The organism is Mucilaginibacter glaciei, from assembly GCF_014773245.1.
GTDB classification, from domain to species: domain Bacteria; phylum Bacteroidota; class Bacteroidia; order Sphingobacteriales; family Sphingobacteriaceae; genus Mucilaginibacter; species Mucilaginibacter glaciei.
Map to the genome: position 1 here is coordinate 234237 of NZ_JACWMX010000004.1, position 21939 is coordinate 256175.

23 protein-coding genes and 1 tRNA gene are annotated in these 21939 nt (G+C 43.5%); 16 read left to right on the forward strand and 8 right to left on the reverse strand.

All coding sequences use genetic code 11. The annotated features are described in order from the left end of the window. The first annotated feature begins 44 nt into the window (after positions 1-44). The 3 genes from IDJ76_RS11005 to IDJ76_RS11015 all read left to right on the forward strand — a co-directional run bounded on the left by IDJ76_RS11005 (position 45) and on the right by IDJ76_RS11015 (position 2972). Complete coding sequence (locus tag IDJ76_RS11005; protein ID WP_191163366.1) at positions 45-614, forward strand: anthranilate synthase component II; 570 nt, start codon at positions 45-47, stop codon at positions 612-614. Between the two features lie 111 nt (positions 615-725). After that, positions 726-1511, forward strand: a complete 786-nt coding sequence (trpC, locus tag IDJ76_RS11010; protein ID WP_191163367.1) for an indole-3-glycerol phosphate synthase TrpC — start codon at positions 726-728, stop codon at positions 1509-1511. A gap of 48 nt (positions 1512-1559) precedes the next feature. Continuing rightward, a complete protein-coding gene (locus IDJ76_RS11015; RefSeq protein WP_191163368.1) occupies positions 1560-2972 on the forward strand; it encodes an ATP-dependent DNA helicase in 1413 nt (470 codons plus the stop codon). 275 nt (positions 2973-3247) lie between these two features. Here the strand turns inward: IDJ76_RS11015 and IDJ76_RS11020 are convergent, their stop codons facing one another. Next, positions 3248-3475: a hypothetical protein gene (locus tag IDJ76_RS11020; protein ID WP_191163369.1), complete on the reverse strand. Its 228-nt coding sequence runs from the start codon at positions 3473-3475 to the stop codon at positions 3248-3250. 106 nt (positions 3476-3581) lie between these two features. Here IDJ76_RS11020 and hflX point away from each other — a divergent pair, with 106 nt between their 5' ends. Further along, positions 3582-4766 (forward strand): GTPase HflX, encoded by a 1185-nt coding sequence (hflX, locus tag IDJ76_RS11025; RefSeq protein ID WP_191163370.1) that lies wholly within the window; start codon positions 3582-3584, stop codon positions 4764-4766. 123 nt (positions 4767-4889) lie between these two features. On the opposite strand, the gene pepT is transcribed toward hflX, so the two are convergent. Beyond that, positions 4890-6149, reverse strand: a complete 1260-nt coding sequence (pepT, locus tag IDJ76_RS11030; RefSeq protein WP_191163371.1) for a peptidase T — start codon at positions 6147-6149, stop codon at positions 4890-4892. An 88-nt stretch (positions 6150-6237) separates the two neighbouring features. Here pepT and IDJ76_RS11035 point away from each other — a divergent pair, with 88 nt between their 5' ends. The 4 genes from IDJ76_RS11035 to IDJ76_RS11050 are packed head-to-tail and all read left to right on the forward strand — an operon-like array spanning position 6238 to position 9712. Then, entirely contained in the window at positions 6238-6957 is a 720-nt protein-coding gene (locus IDJ76_RS11035; protein ID WP_191163372.1) for a hypothetical protein, read from the forward strand. Then, positions 6954-7307 carry an MmcQ/YjbR family DNA-binding protein gene (locus IDJ76_RS11040; protein WP_191163373.1) on the forward strand — a complete coding sequence of 118 codons (354 nt, stop codon included), beginning with the start codon at positions 6954-6956 and terminating at the stop codon, positions 7305-7307. Before IDJ76_RS11035 ends, IDJ76_RS11040 begins: the two co-directional genes overlap by 4 nt. A gap of 27 nt (positions 7308-7334) precedes the next feature. Continuing rightward, complete coding sequence (locus tag IDJ76_RS11045; protein ID WP_191163374.1) at positions 7335-9077, forward strand: M14 family zinc carboxypeptidase; 1743 nt, start codon at positions 7335-7337, stop codon at positions 9075-9077. Beyond that, positions 9077-9712: a rhomboid family intramembrane serine protease gene (locus IDJ76_RS11050; protein WP_191163375.1), complete on the forward strand. Its 636-nt coding sequence runs from the start codon at positions 9077-9079 to the stop codon at positions 9710-9712. Before IDJ76_RS11045 ends, IDJ76_RS11050 begins: the two co-directional genes overlap by 1 nt. Here IDJ76_RS11050 and IDJ76_RS11055 read toward each other — a convergent pair. Further along, positions 9681-10670: a hypothetical protein gene (locus IDJ76_RS11055; protein WP_191163376.1), complete on the reverse strand. Its 990-nt coding sequence runs from the start codon at positions 10668-10670 to the stop codon at positions 9681-9683. The two genes, IDJ76_RS11050 and IDJ76_RS11055, sit on opposite strands and share 32 nt — an antisense overlap. A gap of 54 nt (positions 10671-10724) precedes the next feature. Between IDJ76_RS11055 and IDJ76_RS11060 the strand changes: the two genes are divergently transcribed. Further along, on the forward strand, positions 10725-11735 hold the full coding sequence (locus IDJ76_RS11060) for a dipeptide epimerase (protein ID WP_191163377.1): 1011 nt from the start codon (positions 10725-10727) through the stop codon (positions 11733-11735). A gap of 180 nt (positions 11736-11915) precedes the next feature. Here IDJ76_RS11060 and amt read toward each other — a convergent pair whose 3' ends face one another. Together amt and IDJ76_RS11070 are read right to left on the reverse strand one after the other, a co-directional pair. Further along, complete coding sequence (amt, locus tag IDJ76_RS11065) at positions 11916-13223, reverse strand: ammonium transporter (RefSeq protein WP_191163378.1); 1308 nt, start codon at positions 13221-13223, stop codon at positions 11916-11918. Between the two features lie 95 nt (positions 13224-13318). Further along, positions 13319-13663, reverse strand: a complete 345-nt coding sequence (locus IDJ76_RS11070; RefSeq protein WP_191163379.1) for a hypothetical protein — start codon at positions 13661-13663, stop codon at positions 13319-13321. Positions 13664-13924: 261 nt separating this feature from the next. Here IDJ76_RS11070 and IDJ76_RS11075 point away from each other — a divergent pair, with 261 nt between their 5' ends. Both IDJ76_RS11075 and IDJ76_RS11080 read left to right on the forward strand, forming a co-directional pair. Continuing rightward, positions 13925-14353 carry a hypothetical protein gene (locus tag IDJ76_RS11075; protein WP_191163380.1) on the forward strand — a complete coding sequence of 143 codons (429 nt, stop codon included), beginning with the start codon at positions 13925-13927 and terminating at the stop codon, positions 14351-14353. 5 nt (positions 14354-14358) lie between these two features. Beyond that, the gene (locus tag IDJ76_RS11080; protein WP_191163381.1) at positions 14359-15075 is read left to right on the forward strand and encodes an immunity 49 family protein; all 717 of its coding nucleotides are present in this window, start codon (positions 14359-14361) and stop codon (positions 15073-15075) included. 411 nt (positions 15076-15486) lie between these two features. On the opposite strand, the gene IDJ76_RS11085 is transcribed toward IDJ76_RS11080, so the two are convergent. Next, positions 15487-15598, reverse strand: a tRNA-Asp gene (locus IDJ76_RS11085). Between the two features lie 152 nt (positions 15599-15750). Between IDJ76_RS11085 and IDJ76_RS11090 the strand changes: the two genes are divergently transcribed. After that, positions 15751-16227, forward strand: coding sequence for an Lrp/AsnC ligand binding domain-containing protein (locus tag IDJ76_RS11090; RefSeq protein ID WP_067188338.1), 477 nt, complete (start codon positions 15751-15753; stop codon positions 16225-16227). Positions 16228-16344: 117 nt separating this feature from the next. Here IDJ76_RS11090 and gltX read toward each other — a convergent pair whose 3' ends face one another. Then, on the reverse strand, positions 16345-17865 hold the full coding sequence (gene gltX, locus IDJ76_RS11095; protein ID WP_191163382.1) for a glutamate--tRNA ligase: 1521 nt from the start codon (positions 17863-17865) through the stop codon (positions 16345-16347). Positions 17866-18024: 159 nt separating this feature from the next. Between gltX and IDJ76_RS11100 the strand changes: the two genes are divergently transcribed. Together IDJ76_RS11100 and IDJ76_RS11105 are read left to right on the forward strand one after the other, a co-directional pair. Continuing rightward, positions 18025-19245: a sensor histidine kinase gene (locus IDJ76_RS11100; protein WP_191163383.1), complete on the forward strand. Its 1221-nt coding sequence runs from the start codon at positions 18025-18027 to the stop codon at positions 19243-19245. Beyond that, positions 19223-19735, forward strand: a complete 513-nt coding sequence (locus tag IDJ76_RS11105; RefSeq protein ID WP_191163384.1) for a DinB family protein — start codon at positions 19223-19225, stop codon at positions 19733-19735. Before IDJ76_RS11100 ends, IDJ76_RS11105 begins: the two co-directional genes overlap by 23 nt. Positions 19736-19792: 57 nt before the next feature. On the opposite strand, the gene IDJ76_RS11110 is transcribed toward IDJ76_RS11105, so the two are convergent. Further along, positions 19793-20149, reverse strand: coding sequence for a DUF6249 domain-containing protein (locus IDJ76_RS11110; protein WP_191163385.1), 357 nt, complete (start codon positions 20147-20149; stop codon positions 19793-19795). 252 nt (positions 20150-20401) lie between these two features. Between IDJ76_RS11110 and IDJ76_RS11115 the strand changes: the two genes are divergently transcribed. Next, positions 20402-20983, forward strand: coding sequence for an RNA polymerase sigma factor (locus tag IDJ76_RS11115; protein ID WP_191163386.1), 582 nt, complete (start codon positions 20402-20404; stop codon positions 20981-20983). After that, the gene (locus IDJ76_RS11120) at positions 20980-21474 is read left to right on the forward strand and encodes an anti-sigma factor (RefSeq protein WP_191163387.1); all 495 of its coding nucleotides are present in this window, start codon (positions 20980-20982) and stop codon (positions 21472-21474) included. The genes IDJ76_RS11115 and IDJ76_RS11120 overlap by 4 nt, the downstream gene beginning before the upstream one ends. Positions 21475-21939: the final 465 nt, after the last annotated feature.

Consider the following 21939-nt stretch of genomic DNA (forward strand, 5'->3'; position numbering starts at 1 on the left):
AGATTAGGGTAATCCTTAGATCCCATAAATCAAGGTTCAGATAAATGAAAAAGATATTAATCATAGATAATTACGACTCGTTCACTTATAACTTGGTGCATTTAGTAAACGAAATTGGTTTGCAGTGCGAGGTATGGCGTAACGATAAATTCGATATTGCCGATGTGGATGCGTTCAGCCACATTATCCTTTCGCCGGGGCCGGGCATCCCGAGCGAAGCAGGATTACTGCTGGAGGTGATCGAAAAATATGCACCGACAAAAAGCATGTTTGGCGTATGCTTAGGCCAGCAGGCCATTGCTGAAGTGTTTGGTGGTAAATTATATAACCTGCCACAGCCCATGCACGGCATCGCTACGCCGATAAAAGTAACAGATGCCGGCGAGCAACTTTTCATCGGCCTGCCCGAAACGTTTAAGGTGGGCCGCTACCACTCGTGGGTGGTTGAAAAGGACTTACCCGAAGTTTTGGAAATTACGGCGATTGATGAGCAGGATGGCTCGGTTATGGCTTTAAGGCATAAAACATACGACGTACGCGGCGTGCAATTTCACCCGGAATCGGTACTGACCGAGTACGGGAAGGAAATGATGCAAAACTGGTTAAAGGATTAAGATAAATTTTGTTCACCGATGTTCACGTGAACAACATGAACATCGTGAACAAAACCATCTGTTTAATTTACAGGTACTTACAAAATTGGGTTATTTTAAATTTGAACTACCATGAACATACTCGATAAAATAGTTGCTCATAAAAAAATTGAAGTTGAACGCGATAAGGTACGAACAACGTACAGTCAGCTGGAAGAATCGGAATATTTCCACAGGGAAACATATTCTTTTAAAGATTTCCTGTTAGCGCCTGAACGTACCGGTATTATTGCCGAGTTTAAACGGAAGTCGCCCTCAAAGGGGATCATTAACGATGATGCGCTGGTGAAGGACGTGACCAAAGATTACGCAGCCGCTGGTGCTTCGGCATGTTCGGTATTGACAGATTACGGCTTTTTTATGGGCCGCAAAATGGACGTAACCAGGGCAAGGCGTGCGGTAAACATCCCGGTGCTGCGTAAAGATTTTATGATAGATGAGTACCAGGTGATAGAAGCCAAATCATTAGGTGCGGATATCATCCTGCTGATCGCCGCAATCCTAACCCCTTCCGAGATCAAAAACCTGGCAGCACTGGCTAAAAGCCTCGAGCTGAATGTACTATTAGAGGTCCACAACCTGGAAGAGCTGGAACGCAGCATCGACCCTAACCTGGATGCTATCGGCGTAAATAACCGCAACCTGGCCGATTTTACGGTAACGGTAGAGAACTCCTTTAAGTTGGCAGCGCATATTCCCTCAGAATTTTTAAAAATCTCTGAAAGTGCCATCAGTGATACCGAAACCATTAAGCAATTGAAACAAGCAGGCTTCAACGGATTTTTAATTGGCGAAAATTTTATGAAGCAGCGAGACCCCGGTGCCGCGATGAAGGAATTTGTTAAAGGGTTAAAATAATTATTGCTAATATTTTTAGTTTTGTTATAAATCAATATCTTAGCCGCAATGTCGGCCGGGATCACTTTAAATACAGAACAAAAGGCAGCCTTCAAGGCTATCGAGAAGTTTTTGGAGCATCCGTCTGCCAACGTTTTCGTGCTAAAGGGGTATGCCGGTACCGGTAAAACCTTCCTGATGCAGCGGCTGGCCAAAATGCTTACCGATACCGAACAGGAGTTTTGTATGCTGGCATCTACAGGTCGCGCGGCTACCGTTTTAAAAGGTAAAACCGGTTTCGAAACCAAGACCGTACACGGCGAACTGTATAATTTTAGCAAGGTAGACGGGATGGATCACCTAACGCCCGGTAACTACGCGTCTGCTGATGCAAACCAGATGAGTTTAGAATTCCTGGTGCGTTCGGCAGATGAGGATAAACGGGTTTATATTGTTGATGAATCGTCCATGCTCTCCAGCGAAGCGTCGGCTGATGCCTCGTTTACCAATTTTGGATCAGGTAACCTGCTTGATGATTTTTTTACCGTTGCCGGGAACAACAAGATCATTTTTGTGGGCGACCCATGCCAGCTCCCCCCGGTGGGCCAAAATATCAGTCCGGCTTTAGATACTAACTGGCTTGCGGGGCAAAACCGGGTAGCCGTATCGTTCACCTTACAAAAAATTGAGCGGGTAACCGCCGGCAACGATATTTTAAGATTGGCGGCTGCAATCCGGCAATTGAGCGAACAAACCACCTGGGAGCGTTTCCCCAAATTGCCTGCGGCCGGCCTGAACAATGTTAAATTGCAGCCCTCGCGTGATGCTCTTTTTGAGGCTTATGTTAAAGCCTACAAAGCATCGGGCCCTAATGAAACATTGGCCATTGCCCGCAGTAACCGCGCTGTGCAGGAAATAAACAGAGCTATGCGCCGTGAGCTTTTTGGCGATGAGCACATGCCGCTGCAAATTGGCGAGGTGCTTTTAGTAACACAAAACAATTACACGGTGCCGCTATCTAACGGCGATTTTGTAGAGGTACGCGAACTGGGTTCTATCACCAACAAAGCGGGGATGCGGTTTCAGAAGGTAAAAGTACGGCTGATAGCTACAGAGATTGAATTTACGCTGATGCTGTCTTTAGATGCCGTAAACCATATCAAAGGAAATTTGACCGAAGACCAAACCCGCGAGCTGATGGTTGATTTTAGTTACCGTATGAGCGATAAGAAAATAACTTTGAACTCGGGCGAATATCATTCGGCCATGCGCAAGGATGAGTATTTGGGTTGTTTAAAGGCTACTTATGGGTACGCCGTTACCTGCCATAAAGCCCAGGGCGGCGAGTGGGATAACGTGTTTTTGTTTTTGGAAAAAAGCATGTACGGCATGGACAAGCTGGAGCTATGTAAATGGTGGTACACCTCGATCACCCGTGCCCGTGTACAATTGAACCTGGAGAATAACTGGTGGATAAAATAGCAGTGACGATTAACGTACGTTTTCTTTTTGGTGATGAACTGATAAGATTTGAATCAACCCATCATTTATTAAGTAGTAAATATAAAAGCTATTCCAAATTAACAAATATGTGTTTTCGTGATCCGTTTGAATACCAATAAAGGGGAATTTTTGAATGACTCTGAATTGCTTAAAAAGCGATAAAAGGAATTTGCGTGAATATTTGTTGGATTGGTTTCTTGTGTTATTAAAATCAACAATTTTATCAATTGTAATGTATGCCGCGCGAGAGACTATTAATCTGTAAGCCATCTCTCGTATCGCTTTTCAAAGTCGTCGATGGTTAAAAAATCTCCGTTTTTAATGTCTTGCATCCCTTGGTTAATATCAGTAAGATGGTTTTCAGGTATTTGGAAAATCTGGTCTTTGTTATCCATCATGGCGTTTACAAGTTCTAAAAAATTGGTATCATCTAATTCATCCACTTTTTTGTGGATCGATTTTTTTAGCTCTACTAATGTCATAACGTAAAGTTAAGTAAAATATATTTGAACAAACACACTTTTGAACGGGTTATAACGCGGCATACTTTATGCTTACATTTGCATATTAATAGTTAATCATTTTTAAATGAAGCCAAAGTTTTTTGATACTGCTGTGAAGCAGGAGCGTGTTGTGCTGGTGGGGGTAATTACTCCCAACGAAACCGAAGAGCGAGAAAAGGAATATTTAGAGGAGTTGAAATTTTTGGTTGCTACCGCAGGTGGCGATACGGTGAAGAACTTTACCCAAAAATTGCAGCGGCCGGAACGATCGACATTTGTAGGTACCGGTAAACTGGAAGAGATAAAAGAATTTGTTACTGCGGAAGAAATAGACATTGTTGTTTTTGACGATGAACTGTCGCCGTCGCAGCTACGTAATATTGAGCGTGAGTTAGGGGTTAAGATATTGGACAGGAGTAACCTGATCCTTGATATTTTTGCCAGCCGGGCGCAAACCGCGCAAGCAAAAACGCAGGTGGAGCTGGCACAATTGCAGTACCTGCTGCCCCGCCTTACCCGTTTGTGGACTCACTTGGAGCGCCAAAAGGGTGGTATTGGTATGCGTGGCCCCGGTGAAAGCCAGATAGAGACCGACAGGCGTTTGATCCTGAATAAGATATCCTTACTTAAGGAACGTTTAAAACTGATTGACCGCCAGAATGAAACGCAGCGCAAGAACCGCCAGCAACTCATTCGTGTGGCTTTAGTAGGTTATACCAACGTGGGTAAATCTACCATCATGAATATGCTTTCCAAATCTGAGGTATTTGCCGAGAATAAGCTATTTGCCACGTTAGATACTACCGTGAGGAAGATGGTGATTGAGAATGTGCCCTTCCTGCTGTCAGATACGGTTGGCTTTATCCGCAAGTTGCCTCACCATTTGGTAGAGTGCTTTAAATCGACCCTGGATGAAGTACGTGAGGCGGACATACTGATCCATGTGGTAGATATTTCGCACCAAAACTTTGAAGATCAGATCCGTACGGTGAATGAAACATTAAAGGAACTTGGTGCTATCGACAAAACCATTATTACCGTATTTAATAAGATAGATGCCTTTGTGCCTGAGCAGCACCATGTGGATGTAACGGAAGAGCCGCTAACGCTCGACGATTTCAGGCACAGCTGGATGGCCAAAAACAACAGCCCGGCCATATTCATATCGGCCACACAAAAAGAAAACGTTGACGAATTCAGGGACCTTTTGTATGAGTACGTTAAGAAAGTTCATACAGAAAGGTACCCGTATGATAATTTGCTGTATTAAGAGCGTTTAATAAATGTGTCATGTCATTGCGAGCGATAGCGCGGCAATCTCAGAGGACAAGCGGATATGCTGAGATTGCCGCGTCACTACGCTCCTTACAGCAATGACAAGAACTTTATTGATTTAGGTGATGCTCCCCTCTTCCCAAACCATGCACAGGTGCAAAATGGTTTCTACAGCCTTGTGCATATCTTGTACAGATACCCATTCTTCCTTGCCGTGAAACGCATGCTCGCCGGCAAATATGTTGGGAGTTGGTAGCCCCATAAATGATAATCGTGAGCCATCGGTACCACCACGGATACTGCAAAGTTTAGGCTCCATGCCCGCGCGTTTAATGGCCTCCATCCCGTTAGCAACAATTTGCGGGTGCTGCGCCAAAATGTTTTTCATATTACGGTACTGCGGTTTTACATCAAGCGTATACGTAGAATTTGAGAAATTCTGCAACACACCTTCTGCAGCAGTACGGATCACGTCTGCATGCACAACCAGTTGTTCTTCTTCAAAATCGCGGATAATAAAATCAATCGTAGCCGTTTCTACATGCCCGCTTACATCAACCGGGTGTACAAATCCCTGCATGCCTTCGGTACCTTCCGGTGACAGTTCGTGCGGCAGGGCTGCGATAATCAATCCGGCAATTTTGATGGCGCTTTCCATTTTACCCTTGGCAAAGCCCGGGTGTGCGCTGATGCCGTTAATGATCAGCTTCGCCCCATCCGCGCTAAAAGTTTCATTTTCCATATTGCCAGCGCTTTCCCCGTCAATTGTATAACAGGCAAAAGCACTAATTTTGGCCACATCGGCTTTATCAACCCCGCGCCCAATTTCTTCATCGGGCGTAAAAAGTATCTTGATTACCCCGTGCTTGATTTCAAGGTGGTTGATAAGTTGGTAACAGGCATCCATTATCTCGGCAACGCCGGCTTTATTATCGGCGCCCAGCAAGGTAGTACCCGAAGCCGTAATTATGTCATTCCCGATTTGGTTCTTTAGGTCGGGGTGGTCCTTCATCCGCAGTACCTGCGTCGTGTCATCTGGTAGCACCAGGTCGGCACCGGTATAATTTTGATGAATGATGGGCTTTACATCCCGGCCACTACAATCGGGCGAGGTATCCATGTGCGAGCAGAAACAGATAACCGGTACGTCTGCCTTAGCGGTATTAGCAGGGATGGTGGCATAAACATAGCCATGCTCGTCTAAATGGGCATCGATAATACCTATCTCTAACAACTCCTTTACCAGTAGGCGGCCCAGGTCTTTTTGTTTATCGGTTGATGGGCATGTCGGCGACAATGGATCAGATTGCGTATCAATGATTACATATCGTAAAAATCTTTCGGTTGCAGTAAAACGTAGCGGCGTGTTAAAAACCATAAAAGCTTATATTAGAGGAAAATCTTATTTTTGTGTGCGTTACCGTTTTTACAGTGCGCAATTTGTAAATATCCTAAAACATATCATATTGAAAAAGTTCATTTTACTTACCGCAGCAGTGTTTACCGCTTTTGCGGCCAATGCGCAATATACTTACAATACTTTTGGGTTAGGCGTAGGCTTTAGCAGTGTTAAAGGCTACACCAATGTGAAGCGCAATTACGATGAAAAGGCCTACAATCTGAATTTTATTTATAACTACAGCCCCTATGTGCCAGTGGCTGCCGAAATTCAATTTGGCAAATTAACAGGCGGTGGGCTAACTGTTGACCGTGACCCATACCGCCGCCAATATTCAAATAATTACAAAGCTGTTATTTTACACGCCGATATTTACGCAGGCGAAGTAATGGATTACGAGGACAGCTTTTTTAAGAATTTCCTTAAAAACTTTTTCGTAGGGACGGGCCTCGGCTTAATAGCTAATAATTTAACCGTGCAACGCACCAGTTTAGACGACCCTAATTATGTTTTCCCCGGTGATAATAGCGGGGTAAATATTATGATCCCGTTGCGCGCGGGTTATGAGATACGGCTGTACGGCGCTTATGACCAGCCTTTTGTTGGGTTGATATTGGGCTACAATCATAACATTGTGTTTGGCGAAGGCTTAGACGGTTATGATGACCCTTCAAGTAAGTTTAAAAACAATGCCTTAAGCCAATACAGGCAAATAACGGTTGGCCTGCGGGTTAACTTTGGTAATGAGGTATCGTATTCAAAATCTATCCGGGGGGGCAACAATTGAATATCGAAGAACTACGCGATTATTGCCTGGGTAAACCCGGCGTAAGCGAGGGTTTCCCGTTTGGCGAGGAAACGCTTGTTTTTAAAGTTGGCGATAAGATCTTTTTACTGACCAGCTTAGGCGAAAACCGGTTTAATGTAAAATGCGACCCCGAACACGCTGTTGAACTGCGCGAACAGCATGACGATGTTAAGCCCGGCTTTCACATGAATAAAAAACACTGGAATACCGTGCATACCGACGGAGCGTTAACCAATAAACAGCTGTGCGACATGATAGATCACTCTTACAACCTGGTGTTAGGCAGCCTCCCCAAAAAACAACAGGCAGAAATAGCCGCGCTTGATTAGTAAGCGGTTATATTTGCCCTACCATATATGAAAAGACATTTTTTACTGTTGCTTATCATTTTTTGCTGCATCAACGCATCGGCACAGCTTACGCCATTTGAATTAAGTAAGGATAAAAACTATACGGCTACCTACGCCGAGGTAATTAAATACTATCAAAACCTGGCCAAACAACAGCCGCAAATGAGGTTGGTCAATTACGGCTCTACCGATATTGGCAAACCGCTTACGCTGGTGGTGCTTTCAAAGGATAAGGTTTTCGACCCTGCTCTCATCAAAAAGCAAAACAAACGGGTGCTGCTCATTAACAACGGCATCCACCCCGGTGAACCGGAAGGCATAGATGCAAGTATGATGCTGGCGCGTGATCTGCTTAAAAACAACCGCCTGCCTAAAGATGTTGTGCTCTGTTTTATCGCTGTTTATAATATAGATGGCAATATGAACCGGGGCATATCCCGCGCGAATCAAAACGGGCCGCGGGCTTATGGCTTTAGGGGCAACTACCGCAACTTGGACCTTAATCGCGATTTTATAAAGGCCGATAGTAAGAATGCACTTGCCTTTACCCAGATCCTGAATACCTGGATGCCCGAAGTGTTACTGGATAACCACGTAAGCGACGGTGCCGACTACCAGTACGTAATGACCCTGATTGAAACTCAGAAGGACAAGCAAAACCCGCTGCTGGCAGATTATACCACAAAGGTGATGACTGCCGATTTATACAAAGGTATGAAAAAGAGCGGTTATGAAATGATCCCTTACGGCGCAGGCGAAGGCGGGCTACCTGATTCGGGTATTGTGAGTTTTATGGAAACGCCGCGCTTTTCTACCGGGTTTGCGGCGCAGCATAACATCATCAGCTACATGACCGAAACGCACATGCTGAAACCCTTTGATAAACGCCTGCAAGCTACCTACAACTTTATGCAGGAGCTGATCAATATTTGCCAGCGTGATGCCAAACAAATAGGCGAGTTAAAGAAAAGGGTTGATGCAGAAGTAAGCCAACAAAAAACTTTTGGCCTGGCCTGGGCACTTGATGAAAATAAGGTTGATACCATCAGCTTTAAAGGTTACGAAGCGAGCTATAAAATTAGCGAAGTAAGCGGATTAAAGCGCCTGTTTTACGACAGGAACAAACCCTACACCCGTACTATCAAATTCTTTAACACGTATAAAACAACCGCAACGGCTGAAAAACCGGTAGCCTATGTGATCCCGCAGGCATGGGGTAAGGTGATTGATCTGTTTAAGCTGAATAAGGTAGCTATGAGCAGGTTGATCCATGATACGACCCTTAACCTGCAAATGTATTATATAGCCGATTATAAAACGGGCACGCGCCCGTTTGAGGGGCACTACATACATACCGGTGTTAAGCTTAACCCGGTAGATAGCAAAATTAAATTTTACGAGGGCGATTACGTGGTGTACGTAAACCAACCCATAAACCGTTACCTAATTGAAACGCTGGAACCGCAGGGTGTCGATTCATTTTTCGCCTGGAACTTTTTTGATTCGATTTTGGGCCAAAAGGAATATTTTTCTGATTATGTTTTTGAAGATATTGCCGCCGACCTGTTGAAAAAAGACCCTGCACTGCGCCAAAAGCTGGACGATGAAAAGGCTGCTAACCCGGCATTGGCAAAGAGTGCAGCGCAACAGCTGAACTTTGTTTATCGCAATTCGCCGTACTTTGAAAAAACATACCTACGTTACCCGGTGGGCCGCTTATTAACCGATGCTAAACTCGATCTGAAATAATGTTAGAATACCTGCAATATGCCCCGGTGGCATCCATCATATTTGTGCTCACCATCGCTACAACGCTTTGGGCTTTTAACGACGAGGATATTTACGCCCGTTTTATCCTCAATCCATACAACGTATCTCGCGGCGAACGGGTTTATACGGTGATCACCAGCGGCCTTATTCACAAAGACTGGAACCACCTGTTCTTTAATATGCTATCCTATTACTTTTTTGCCTTTCAGCTGGAGGCTGTGTTAGGGCACTGGCAGTTTGGAGTGTTGTATGTAATAAGCTTAATACTAAGCGACCTGCCCTCTATCCAAAAACATAAAAACGATATTTGGTATAACAGTCTCGGGGCGTCCGGGGCGATAAGTGCAGTAGTTTTTAGTGCTATTATGTACAATCCGTTTGCGCAAATGGGGCTATTGATCATTCCCGGTATTCATTTCCCGGCATTTGTTTTTGGGGCCTTGTACCTCATCTATTGCCATTTCGCATCCAAACATGCCAGGGATAACGTTAACCACGATGCCCACTTATTTGGCGCGTTAAGCGGTATCATTATCACCATTGCGCTGAACCCGCGCATCGTACATGATTTTATCGGGAAGTTTAGCGAGGCAATTCAATCGTTACAGCGATAATTTTTTCGCCGTCTTTAGCAAACAAAAAGCTCATAGGGTGCTCGGGGTTCTTGATGATCTCCAGTAGCAGAAATCCCCAGTTTTTCCAGAAGTTTTCTAACACCTGGCCGTAGGTTTTATTCACCCAGTCGTCAAATAGTGGTTTGCTGCTCATCCCGCGTAGCGGCATGGCTTCTATATAAATTTCTTCGCCAACCGGTAAAATATTGTACTCGGGCAGGCGGTTAAACAGATAGTTAGAATAGAACACCCTGGCCGAAAATTCTTCAAATTGTATAGGGTGCAGCCTATCGCCCTTTATCTTCTCAAAAACCTCCCGGTGGTATAAGCTGTTGGCGCGGTTATCCTGCAGGCATATCACCAGGCCAAAATCCTTTATCCGCAAGGCAAAGGTTTGGGTATTTATCTCATCGCGGTACCCAAATTCTTTCTCGTTGTTATCTACCTTAAATAAAAACAGGCTGAAGGGCTTAAAACCTTCAAAGTGCAAAGGCAGATTAATGCTTTGCAGCATCATGTGTAAATGGCTGAATTTGTGGATGATGGATTGCGAAATATTAAACTCCTCGCCTTGCGAATGCATTAACCGGATGCCCGACTGGATCTCGTTAAAAATAATTCCGTACAATAGTTTACCTGCCCATTGGTAAATTTTCAGCTCGTCTAAAGCCATAACGCCCTCGTAACCGGCAGCAAACGCGGCTGCGACTTCTTTCTCCAGCGGTTCTAAATATTCCTCGTTGATAGTAGCCGAGCAGGGGATTTTGAGGTCCTTATAGGTAGCAATTGTTTCGTCAAGTAACTTAAACGGTTGGTCTTCCAGGCCGTAAAGGCTCATTAACCATTGCGGGAAAACCTGGATCTTTTCTTCCTCGCTGTTTAAGGCCAGCCCGCTCAAAAAACACTGTTTATTGCTGAAGTTAAACTTCTCGAACGGGGAATAAATTTTTGCAGGCATAGCGGCAAAGATAAGCAGGAATTTAATTGTAAAACTTTAGCTTTGATATTTGACATGCAGCTTACTTACCAACCATACGAACTACTGCTTAAGCATACCTTTACCATTGCCAAATTTTCGCGCAGCTCAACCCCTGTAATGCTGGTGCAGTTGGAGCATGAGGGCTTTACCGGCTTCGGTGAAGCCTCTATGGTGCCTTACATGGGCGAGAGCTACCAAACGGCAACGGATTTTTTAAATAAGGTAGACGCCGGGCAGTTCAAATATCCCTTTGATTTTGACGTAATCATTAATTACCTGGATAGCGTTGCGCCGAGGCAGCCTGCTATAAAGGCGGCTATTGATATTGCCCTGCATGACCTGGATGGCAAATTGCAGGGCAAACCCTGCTGGCAGCTGCAGGGCAGTGAACCCGGCCTGATGCCTGTGACGAGTTTTACTATCGGCATCGATACGGAAGAGATTATCCTGCAAAAGGTAAAAGAAACTGCCGGTTTAAAAGTGATAAAAGTAAAATTGGGCCGCGATACCGATAAGCAGCTGATCCAAACCATCCGCTCGGTTACCGACGTGCCGCTTTATGTTGATGCCAACCAGGGCTGGACAGACCGGCAGCAAAGCCTGGATATGGTGTACTGGCTTAAGGAGCAAGGTGTTATGCTGATAGAGCAGCCCATGCTGAAAACCGATGTGGAAGGCAACGCCTGGCTAACCGAACGTAGCCCTATCCCTATTATAGGCGATGAAGCTGTACAACGCCTGCCCGACGTGACTAAAGCTGCCGGGGTTTATCATGGCATCAATATCAAACTCATGAAATCGGGCGGGATGCACGAGGCACAGTTGATGATCGATAAAGCTAAAGCATTGAATTTAAGCATCCTGATTGGCTGTATGAGCGAAACCAGTTGCGCTACACTGGCCGCCGCGGCCCTGGCCCCGCAATGCGATTGGGCCGACCTGGATGGCCCGTTCCTGGTATCAAACAACCCTTACCAAATTCCTGGTTTTGAAAATGGCAAATGGATATTGAACAATGAGGCCGGGTTGGGATTAAAAATCTAAGAAATTGAGAGGTCATTTTGTACGAAGGGTAATAGTCTAAATCTCTACAGCCGGTAAATTCTGCATATCGCTGGTATAAGTCCTTCTATTCGTTCTAAAATATAGGTGAGATAGTGCTTTAAATAAAAAAGGGATGCTTTCGCACCCCCTTTTCTTTGTTAGTTAGTTTTAGTTGAGTTCTTATAGTTCTTCGTCGTGTTGGGAAACATCCAAGCCGGCAAGTTCTTCTTCAGGAGTTACACGTAACGGGCTGATCAGGTCAGTAACCTTTAGCAGGATAAATGCACCCACAAAGGCAAACGCCGATACGGCCACCAGGGCAACAACGTGTTTGATAAACAAGGCTGTTTCGCCATAAGCCAAACCCTCGGCACCGGCGGCGTTGACCGCTTTGGTCGCAAAGATACCGGTCATAAGCATACCAACCATACCACCTACACCGTGGCAGGGGAATACATCAAGCGTATCGTCAATATTCGTTTTGCTTCTCCATAACACTACCAGGTTACTGACTACAGCAGCAACAATACCTACTATAAGTGAGCTGGATACAGTAATATAGCCTGCAGCAGGTGTTACGGCAACCAAACCTACAACGGCACCGATACAGGCACCCATTGCAGATGGTTTTTTACCCCGCAGGATATCAAAGAAAATCCATGACATGGCTGCTGCTGCGGATGCGGTAGTGGTAGTAGCTAACGCGGTTGCAGCTAATTCGCCCGATCCTAATGCCGAACCTGCATTGAAACCAAACCAGCCGAACCAAAGTAAGCCGGTACCTAATATTACGTAACTGATACGTGCCGGGGTGTGCACCTCTTCGGCGCCGGTACGTTTTTTAAGATATAATGCCGATGCCAATGCGGCCCAGCCTGCGCTCATGTGTACAACGGTACCACCTGCAAAATCAAGCACTCCGTATTTAAAGAAGATGCCCTCCGGGTGCCAGGTGGCGTGGGCAAGCGGGATATAGATAATTACAATGAAAAGGGTAATAAAGATAAGGTAAGAGTTAAAACGAATACGCTCTGCAAATGCACCGGTGATAAGTGCGGGGGTGATAACCGCAAATTTTAATTGAAACATCGCAAAAAGAATAACCGGGATAGTGCCGCCTAACCAGGCTACACCCAATGTGTTTTGCATCATGAAGAACGATTTAGGGTTACCTATGATACCCAAGCCGCCAACATCATCGCCAAAAGCCATGCTGAAGCCGAATACTACCCAAATGATAGTGATGAGGCCCATACATACAAAGCTTTGTAACATGGTGGAGATAACGTTCTTTTTACGCACCATACCGCCATAAAAGAAAGCCAGGCCGGGTGTCATCAATAATACCAGCGCAGTCGAGATAAGCATCCAAGCAATGTCGGCGCCATTATAGGTTGTTGCGGGTTTAGCAGCAGCTACATTACCGGGGAACAGCAATGCCAGGATAACTACTATTGCAAGTATGCCGAAAGGTACAATTTTTTTCATTTTTTAGTTTTTTGTGATAAGTGATTTATAAACGAAACAGTCTTTTTTAAAGGTTAGGGTTGAAAGGGCAGTTATAGCACTACGCCTTTGCCTTGCTACCAAAAAGAGTGGTACGGAAATAACATCAGCTTGGTCAGCCGTTCGGCCGATAGGTTATACTGATGGTAATCACTATCCAGGGTTAAAAAACCTGATGTTAAAGCGGAAGAAGCTTCCTTAAATATAGATTGGAAACGGTCTCTATGGTTTTGAAGCGGGCATCCGTGAGCTTTTATGGTAAAAACTGCACTTATATTTCGCTTGGTTTGTTTTTTACGGTAATTAATAAAGGAATTTGATGCGTAAACTTCTGATGTTTCAAAAAAAGGAAGAAATATTAAGGAAACCACCTCCAGGAGCAGTAGAAATGTAAAGAAGCATTTAAATTTCCTTAAAGCCATATGCTAAAATTATAATAATAAATGAGTTTATCAAAATAATGGTATTTTATTTATTAATTAATTGGCAAAAGAGCCAATTAATTTTAATAGTAATAAATGGACGGCCAAAAAGGTAGACTTAATTGTGGATTTGATTGTGCGGATAGGATATTTGGATTTAAGTTTATAATTCCCTTAATAAGATAGGTTATACTGAAAGATTACCTGCTTGCAGTAACACTTAAGTTAAAAGCTCAAAAGTATTATTCAAAGGGGCCTAATGTGATAAGTAATAGTGACATCATCGCCAACAGCGATGCTTTGGGCACAAAAACCGAACAACTTGCCGATATCCTTTTTCAGAAAGAGGGATACGTTAAATACGAATCTAAAATTGGTAGTAACAATGGCTTCGACGGTGTTTATATAAAACGCAGTCTTTCAAGTCCTACAGATATTATTATTAACGAGGCGAAGCAGATAAAATCAACAGGAAACATCAAATTAAACCCTGGAAATATAAGTACAACGCTGCCTGCACAGATGAGCGACGCATGGATAACAAATATGATAATTAAAATGACGGACACACCAGGATTAACATCTTTAGGAAATACGTTACAACAGAATGTTTCTAAAATAACAAAAACCGTGACAGCAGTTGATAAAACAACCGGCGAAATTGTGGTGTTAAAATTAAATAGTTATTAGTGTAAATGGAAAACATAGAAAATTTGAAAGCTATTGTTAATAATTTATTAAATAATCAAATAATAGCTTTCAGTAAACTTGATAAGGGCGAAGATCCGTATCATATAATTCCGTTTTTTGAATACGACTATGTCGCGATTGCCTTATATAATATGTATGTGGATTGCGACTTCGAAAAGGCTAAAGATTGTTTTTATAAAGCGGCCCGGGTGGCGGAACATATGAGTAACGTTTACGACTGGCGCGTAATGGATAACGGCATGTCTCAAATAACTTATGCCATGCTTTCAGACAATGAGGCGTTGATAATCCGGTATAGTAAATTGAGAAATAAGATAAATAATGAAACCAGCATGCCTTATCAATATTCAAACAGTGTGCAGAATATTTTACTGGAGGATTGGGAAAAGCTTGACTGGAATATACATTGCCTGCAACGATTTGTAAAAATGAAACAATTTGAAAGCTTTGGCGGTGTAATAGATATACTAACTGGTTTTAAAGCTGCGGATGAAGACTTGATTTTAAAAGGGCTAAACGAATTTGTTGCTACATCAAAAAAGCGCAATAAAGATGGAACGATCAGTAAATTTTTCTCGATTGATACAGCTGGTTTTAACAAGCTTGCCTGGATAAAGGGCTACAAGATAGATTTGAAGAGCCCGCTATCCCCTATTGAACTTATGCCGATAAGCCCGCTAAAAAGAATATACAGATTATGAGTTTTTGACTAAGCAATAATTTCTGCAGGTAATTTAGGTAAACATGTGATGCTAATTTAGACAAGCCGGATGGTTAATTGCATGCCACACAAGTGAGTGCACTGGTAGCAGCGCAGAAACCGCGTGTGTGCTAATTATGTTACTGTAAATACGTTCAATAAAAATTTTTTGAATTTACCGGTTTAAAAATCTTTTAAAAAAGTAAAGCCCCTGATGGGCAGGGGCTTTTACTAACCAATTATAAACCTAAATTATGAGAAGAGCTGTAGGAGAAGGGGTCGAACCTCCACAGAGTGGTTATTCTTATTGCTAAGAGTTTCCCAATATCTCCGCCACCGCGACAAGGAGGTGTGTCTGCCAAAAATTTCACCATCCTACAGGATATAGATCCGATTTCTCAAGTCGGAAATGCTGTTGGGGAAGGGTTCGAACCTTCACAGAGTGGTTAGCCCGCTTCGGGTTTTCCATATTCTCCGCCACCGGGACAAGGAGGTGTGTCTGCCAAAAATTTCACCACCCAACAATGTTTGTTTTTTAAAGAACAATAGAGCAATTGTCATTTGCTTTATACAAATATCGTAGAGTTGACCTTTTCTTGCAAATATTTCAACAAAATATTTTTATTTTTATTTTAATTATAATTATACTTGTATTTCAATATAGATATTAAAATTTATGCCTCACAGGAAACCCCAAAATTTAGAAATTGATAATCTGGATATTCAGATTTTATCAATATTGATGAAAAATGCTACTACACCCTATACGGAAATAGCAAAAGAGTTGATCGTTTCCGGCGGAACCATACACGTGCGGATGAAGAAATTGGAGGAGTTAGGTGTTATTAAAGGGGCCAGCCTGGAAGTTAACCCGCAAAAGCTGGGTTATGATGTTACCGCCTTCCTGGGTATTTTCCTGGAAAAGGGCTCGCAGTATAACGAAGCCGTTAAACAGTTAAAGATGGTCCCAGAGATTGTTGAGCTGCATTATACCACCGGCAGCTGGAGTATCTTCGCTAAGATTGTTTGCCACGATACCAACCATTTGCGTGAAGTATTGAACGAGCAAATCCAGAGTGTGAAAGGTATTCAGCGTACCGAAACATTTATATCGTTAGAAGAAAGCATTAAAAGACAGATCACTTTGGAATAAAAATTTTACTTTAACTACTAAAAACCGCCCGCTTAACTACCGGGCAAAAGCAAACGCCGGGCAATATCAATTGTCCGGCGTTTTGCTTTAATCTATGTTGTATTTTTAAAAACGACCTTAAGCCGTAAAAGCTTCCAGGGCTTTTTCAATCCGGATGATCGTTTCGCTTTCGCCAAGCAGTGCGGCTATATCAAAAACATGCGGGCCAAATTTACCACCTACCAGCATAATGCGGAAGGGCAGCATCACATCGCCTACTTTTATCGCTTTTTCTTCGGCCAGGGCCTTAAAACGCGTCTCTAAAGCAGCTGGTTCAAAAACTTCCAATTGTGCTATAGCGGTAACTAAAGCATTAAAATATTCGGTCTTAGGATCAGTCCACTTTGGTTTAACAGAAGCAAGATCATACTGTGCCGGTTGTTGAAAAAAATAAGCCGACTGCTGATAAAAATCGGGCAGTACCACGCAACGCTCTTTCACTACATCAATTATTTTAAGCAAGTAAGCCTCATTGGTAACATTAACGCCGTTTGACCGTAACACTTCCCAAACCCTAACTTTTAAATCTTCGGCAGCGGTTCGTTTGATCCACTCGGCATTGTACCATTTAGCTTTTTCAAAATCGAATTTAGCACCGGCCTTGCTGATGCGCTCGATAGAGAATTTTTCTATCAGCTCATCCAGCGAAAAGATCTCCTGGTCGCTGCCATCATTCCAGCCCAGCATAGCCAGCAAGTTCAGGAATGCCTCGGGCAAAAAGCCCAATTCACGAAAACCGGGGGTTAGTTCATCTGTTTTTTTATCCAGCCAGTTCATGGCATAAACCGGGAAACCCAGGCGCGCACCATCTCGTTTGCTTAATTTACCGTGTCCGTCGGGTTTTAAGATCAGTGGGAGGTGGGCCCACTCGGGCATATCGGCCTTCCAGCCTAAGTATTCCCATAGTAACAAATGTACCGGGGCGGACGGCAGCCACTCTTCACCTCGAAAGGCATGGGTTATCTTCATCAGATAATCATCAACTACCACGGCTAAGTGGTAGGTGGGCATACCATCAGCCTTAAGCAATACCTTGTCATCAACCTGGTTAGTATCAAAGCTTACATAGCCGCGTATCATATCATTAAAGCTAATGGTATCGTCCTGCGGCATTTTTATGCGGATAACGTGCGGAGTATTGGCATGTAGTAAAGCTTCAACTTCATGTAAAGGCAAATTTAACGAGTTGCGCAATTCGTACCGGTGCGCATGGCCATACTGAAAGTTGGGCAATTCCTTACGTTTGGCGTCCAGTTCTTCGGGCGTATCAAATGCGTAATAAGCGTGGCCTTCTGCCACTAATTTTTCGGCGTATTCACGATAGATAGGCTTGCGCTCGCTTTGGCGGTACGGCGCGTATTTGCCGCCGGCAACCGGGCTCTCATCGGGCGTAATGCCGCACCATTTCAAACAATCTAAAATATATTGCTCCGCACCATCCACGTAGCGGGTTTGGTCGGTATCCTCGATACGTAAAACAAAATCACCGTTGTGCTTTTTAGCAAAAAGGTAGTTAAACAATACGGTACGCACACCACCCAGGTGTAAACCACCTGTTGGGCTAGGCGCAAAACGGACTCTTACTTTTTTATCTGACATTGCACAGCAAAGATAGGGTTTAGTCCGAAAGTCGGGAAGTTGGAAAGCTTTTTGGCAGAATACCTTACTTTATACTTACATAGCAGGTTTCCAGCACAAGTAAAAAACATTTTACGTAATTTGCCCCGACTTCGGACTTTCCGACTTCCGGACTAAAGTATGAACCCGTACCAACAAAAACGCCGATGGAAATATTTGCTGCTCAGCTTCGCGATTGTTATTGCCAGCGGGTCGTTGTTTTATACCAGCTACCTGGTTAAAAACATAGCCCGGTCCGAGCGGACCCGGGCGCAGATCTGGGCGCTGAGTATGAAACAGGTCACAGCATCAGACGATAATGATTTTTTGAGTTATGTATTGGCCGTTCGCGATAGCTCGGCAGTACCGGCCATCGTTATAGATGACAAAGGGGATATTACCACGTTCCGTGGCCTGGATACCACCAAAACGTATATCAAGATGAGTCCCGAGGAGCTTAAACTGAGAAAAATCACCTACGATCCGCAATATTTTAAGGACGAGCTGGATTATATGAAAAAGCAGCACGAACCTATTAAACTGGTATTATTTAACGTTCCGTCGCTGGTTTATTATAAAGATTCGGATCTGTTAACGCAACTTAAGATATTTCCATACATCCAGTTATCGGTAATTGCCATATTTTTGATGGTGGCTTATACGGCATTCAGTTCGTCAAGGAAATCGGAGCAGAACCAGGTTTGGGTGGGTTTAGCTAAAGAGACCGCCCACCAGTTGGGTACACCCATATCATCGCTGATGGCATGGATAGAGCTGATAAAAGATAAGTTTAATGCCGAAGACGACCCACTGATGGCCGAGATGGAGAACGACGTGCGGCGACTGGAAATAGTGGCCGACCGTTTCTCAAAAATAGGTTCGAAACCCAAATTGGAGGAACACTCGGTTTACGAGGTTGTAAAAGATTTTGTGGATTATTTTAAGGTGCGTGTAAGCAACAAGATCAGCTTTGAACTTACCGGTAACAGGCGCCTGATTGCCGGCCTCAATATCCCGTTATTTGACTGGGTGATAGAAAACCTTTTAAAAAATGCTGTTAACGCTATTGATGGCACCGGTAGTATCAAGGTTGAAATTAGCGGCAGCAGGGCTAAAAAGCTGGTTTATATTGATGTTACCGATACAGGTAAAGGTATCCCCCGCTCAAAGTTCGATACCGTTTTTCAGCCGGGGTATACTACACGTAAACGCGGCTGGGGGCTGGGCTTATCGCTCACCAAAAGGATGATCCAAAACTACCATAACGGGCAGATATTTGTGAAGGATAGTGAACTGGGTAAAGGGACTACATTTAGGATCGTATTAAAAAGTTTAACCAATGATAAACCGACCACAGCCTGACGAGTACCAGGCATATGCCGAAACCTACGTATCAAAAGTGCCGCAAGGCGCCGACGTAATGGAACTGTTAGAGCAGCTGCAAACAACCACGTATAACCTGTTTAGTAACTTTACGGAAGAGCAGGGCAGCTACGCCTATGCCGATGGTAAATGGACTATTAAGCAAGTGCTTGGCCATATGATAGATACCGAGCGCGTGTTTGCTTTCCGCGCTTTGTGTTTTTCGAGAGAAAACGCTGTCCTGCCGGGCTTTGATCAGGATGTTTATGTAGATAATACGGATTTTAATGCGCGGAGCATACAAAGCCTTGCAGCCGAATTCAGGACGGTACGCGAATCTACTCTTTATTTGTTCGGATCATTTAGCCTGCAGCAGTTAGATCGTTTGGGAACGGCCAACAATCACCCGGTATCTGTTAAAGCGTTAGTTTATATTTGCGCCGGGCATGAACTGCACCACCTGCAAATTCTTAAAGAAAAATATCTTTAAAATAAAAAGAGGCCTTTGCACACTGCGAAGGCCTCTTTTTATTTTAAGCTTAATCAATTATAGTTTGCTATCATTGTTGTAAAGCTCTTTTTTCTCAACCCGGTAAGATAGCACCAAGCCTAATCCCCCAAATATCGCTATCAGTGCAAAGTAAATCGCCTCATTTTCATTACGGCTGCTGCTAAACAAAGTATAGTCAAGCAAGTAGGCTAAAAACAAGCCAAAGCCCGAGCCGATAAGTAATAAGCCCCATTTTAAGTTTTGATAAGGTGCGGGTTGTGCTTTGTAGCTGCGGGGATCCATGCCGCGTTCAATCATTGCCATGCGTTCGCGGTTCCTGAGATAAACTATCCCAAATACCATTGCAAATAAGCCAAGTGATATTAAAATAGGGATTAAAACTTTTTCGTCCATAATATATAAGTTTAAGTGTAAATATTTTGATTCTAAACTACACCACCACGGTGTATTTGTATGCTATGACCACAGGTTTTTTGAAGAGGTTACACCCTGATAGGAAAATATTTTAGAATTAAGATTTACGATTTGGGCAATGGCATACTGGTCTGTGTATACCTTATTGAGGCAATTAATATCTAAATTCTAAAATCGTAAATTTCGCCTGTAACCTTAACCCTCTTTGTGTCGTCAGAGGGTGTGTATAATATGCAAAGCAAGCTTACCGATATAGAATTGATACAGCAAACGCTTGATGGCAACCAATCGGCCTATGCCGACCTGGTAAAACGCCACCAGCGTTTTGTATTTACCCTGGCTTTGCGTTTTGCTAAAGGCCGCGAGGATGCAGAAGAAATTGCGCAGGATTGCTTTATAAAAGCGTACAGATCTTTAAGCTCGTTTCAGCAGCAGTCAAAATTTAGCACCTGGTTGTACAGCATTGTCTATACCACGGCCATGACCTTTTTGCGAAAGAAACGGGTTAATACAGCGTCTATAGATGAAGAAGAATCTTTTCTGCAAATAGAGAGCAAGCCGGGCAGTTATGACGAAAATAATGTTGAGAACAAATCAAGGTCGTATTATCTTAACCAGGCGATAGGCCAGTTACTTCCCGATGATGCCACTATCATCACCCTATTTTACCAGGGCGAACAATCGTTGGAGGAAATAGCAAAGGCCACGGGCATGGAGGCCAATACCGTTAAGGTAAAACTATTCAGGGCGCGCCAGCGTTTAAAAGACAGGCTGGAGCGTAATTTAAAACATGAAGTTAATGAACTGATATGAGCAGCATAGAAGAGAAACTTTGGGACTATATTGACGGTTTCGGCACAGCCGAAGAACGGCAAGCCGTTGCTAAATTGATAGCTGATGATGAGGCGTACGGCAATAAATACAGAGGGCTGATAAAACTGAACGCCGAATTTGCAGCGATAGAAGTTGATGAGCCGTCAATGGCATTTACTTACAAGGTGATGGAAACAATCCGTACGGAGCATGCGCAGCAACCATTAAAGGCAACTGTGAACAGGCGTATTATTTGGGGGATAGCCGCTTTCTTTATATTGACCATTACCGCGTTAGTAATCTTTGCCTTCGGCAGTGCAGATTGGCATGCCACAGCAAACATGAAATTGCCGGATAGCGTAAGTATTAACAAAGTACCCGATTTATTTACCGCCCCGGTTGTTAAAGGCTTTTTGTTTTTTGATGTGGTATTGGGGTTGTTTTTACTGGATGCCTACCTGCGACGCAAAAGTGTGGCAAAGCATCCATAAAGTGTGGTATTTGAAATACAAAAAACAGCGCAGTTTTTAAAAATGTGTCTTAATGACACTAAAGTAAAAAAATTACTAATGCCTGTAAACGAGCCAAAAGCATTTTTTGGCACAAGTTTAAATTTATGGTATCAATTGGTATAGTATTTGTATTAATTAGTACGGACCGGTAAACTTACCGGTTAATTGTGATAAGGTTTAGGTTGAAAGTCCCCCGGAGCAAGTCTGGGGGGCTTTTATTTTTTACGCCTTTTTTGTTACAGATTAATAATATAAAGCCATGTTCAACGTTTTTTAAGCAATGAAATTGATCTGCTTTTTATTAGCGTTATGTGTGCTAACTGTTTCGGTAACACCAGGCAAAGCATTTATTGGTAATAACAGATCTGACGCGCAATGCTGTACGAAGAATAAAATTCCGCATAATGAAAATAACAGTTGTGCAAAGGGCGTTTGTTTTAACTT

What these genes read in the sequence shown, in the direction of transcription:
- IDJ76_RS11005 (WP_191163366.1), top strand. Translation starts at nt 45, where the DNA reads ATGAAAAAGATATTAATCATAGATAATTACGACTCGTTCACTTATAAC.
- trpC (WP_191163367.1), top strand. Translation starts at nt 726, where the DNA reads ATGAACATACTCGATAAAATAGTTGCTCATAAAAAAATTGAAGTTGAA.
- IDJ76_RS11015 (WP_191163368.1), top strand. Translation starts at nt 1,560, where the DNA reads ATGTCGGCCGGGATCACTTTAAATACAGAACAAAAGGCAGCCTTCAAG.
- IDJ76_RS11020 (WP_191163369.1), bottom strand. Translation starts at nt 3,475, where the DNA reads ATGACATTAGTAGAGCTAAAAAAATCGATCCACAAAAAAGTGGATGAA.
- hflX (WP_191163370.1), top strand. Translation starts at nt 3,582, where the DNA reads ATGAAGCCAAAGTTTTTTGATACTGCTGTGAAGCAGGAGCGTGTTGTG.
- pepT (WP_191163371.1), bottom strand. Translation starts at nt 6,149, where the DNA reads ATGGTTTTTAACACGCCGCTACGTTTTACTGCAACCGAAAGATTTTTA.
- IDJ76_RS11045 (WP_191163374.1), top strand. Translation starts at nt 7,335, where the DNA reads ATGAAAAGACATTTTTTACTGTTGCTTATCATTTTTTGCTGCATCAAC.
- IDJ76_RS11050 (WP_191163375.1), top strand. Translation starts at nt 9,077, where the DNA reads ATGTTAGAATACCTGCAATATGCCCCGGTGGCATCCATCATATTTGTG.
- IDJ76_RS11055 (WP_191163376.1), bottom strand. Translation starts at nt 10,670, where the DNA reads ATGCCTGCAAAAATTTATTCCCCGTTCGAGAAGTTTAACTTCAGCAAT.
- IDJ76_RS11060 (WP_191163377.1), top strand. Translation starts at nt 10,725, where the DNA reads ATGCAGCTTACTTACCAACCATACGAACTACTGCTTAAGCATACCTTT.
- amt (WP_191163378.1), bottom strand. Translation starts at nt 13,223, where the DNA reads ATGAAAAAAATTGTACCTTTCGGCATACTTGCAATAGTAGTTATCCTG.
- IDJ76_RS11070 (WP_191163379.1), bottom strand. Translation starts at nt 13,663, where the DNA reads ATGGCTTTAAGGAAATTTAAATGCTTCTTTACATTTCTACTGCTCCTG.
- IDJ76_RS11080 (WP_191163381.1), top strand. Translation starts at nt 14,359, where the DNA reads ATGGAAAACATAGAAAATTTGAAAGCTATTGTTAATAATTTATTAAAT.
- IDJ76_RS11090 (WP_067188338.1), top strand. Translation starts at nt 15,751, where the DNA reads ATGCCTCACAGGAAACCCCAAAATTTAGAAATTGATAATCTGGATATT.
- gltX (WP_191163382.1), bottom strand. Translation starts at nt 17,865, where the DNA reads ATGTCAGATAAAAAAGTAAGAGTCCGTTTTGCGCCTAGCCCAACAGGT.
- IDJ76_RS11100 (WP_191163383.1), top strand. Translation starts at nt 18,025, where the DNA reads ATGAACCCGTACCAACAAAAACGCCGATGGAAATATTTGCTGCTCAGC.
- IDJ76_RS11105 (WP_191163384.1), top strand. Translation starts at nt 19,223, where the DNA reads ATGATAAACCGACCACAGCCTGACGAGTACCAGGCATATGCCGAAACC.
- IDJ76_RS11110 (WP_191163385.1), bottom strand. Translation starts at nt 20,149, where the DNA reads ATGGACGAAAAAGTTTTAATCCCTATTTTAATATCACTTGGCTTATTT.
- IDJ76_RS11115 (WP_191163386.1), top strand. Translation starts at nt 20,402, where the DNA reads ATGCAAAGCAAGCTTACCGATATAGAATTGATACAGCAAACGCTTGAT.
- IDJ76_RS11120 (WP_191163387.1), top strand. Translation starts at nt 20,980, where the DNA reads ATGAGCAGCATAGAAGAGAAACTTTGGGACTATATTGACGGTTTCGGC.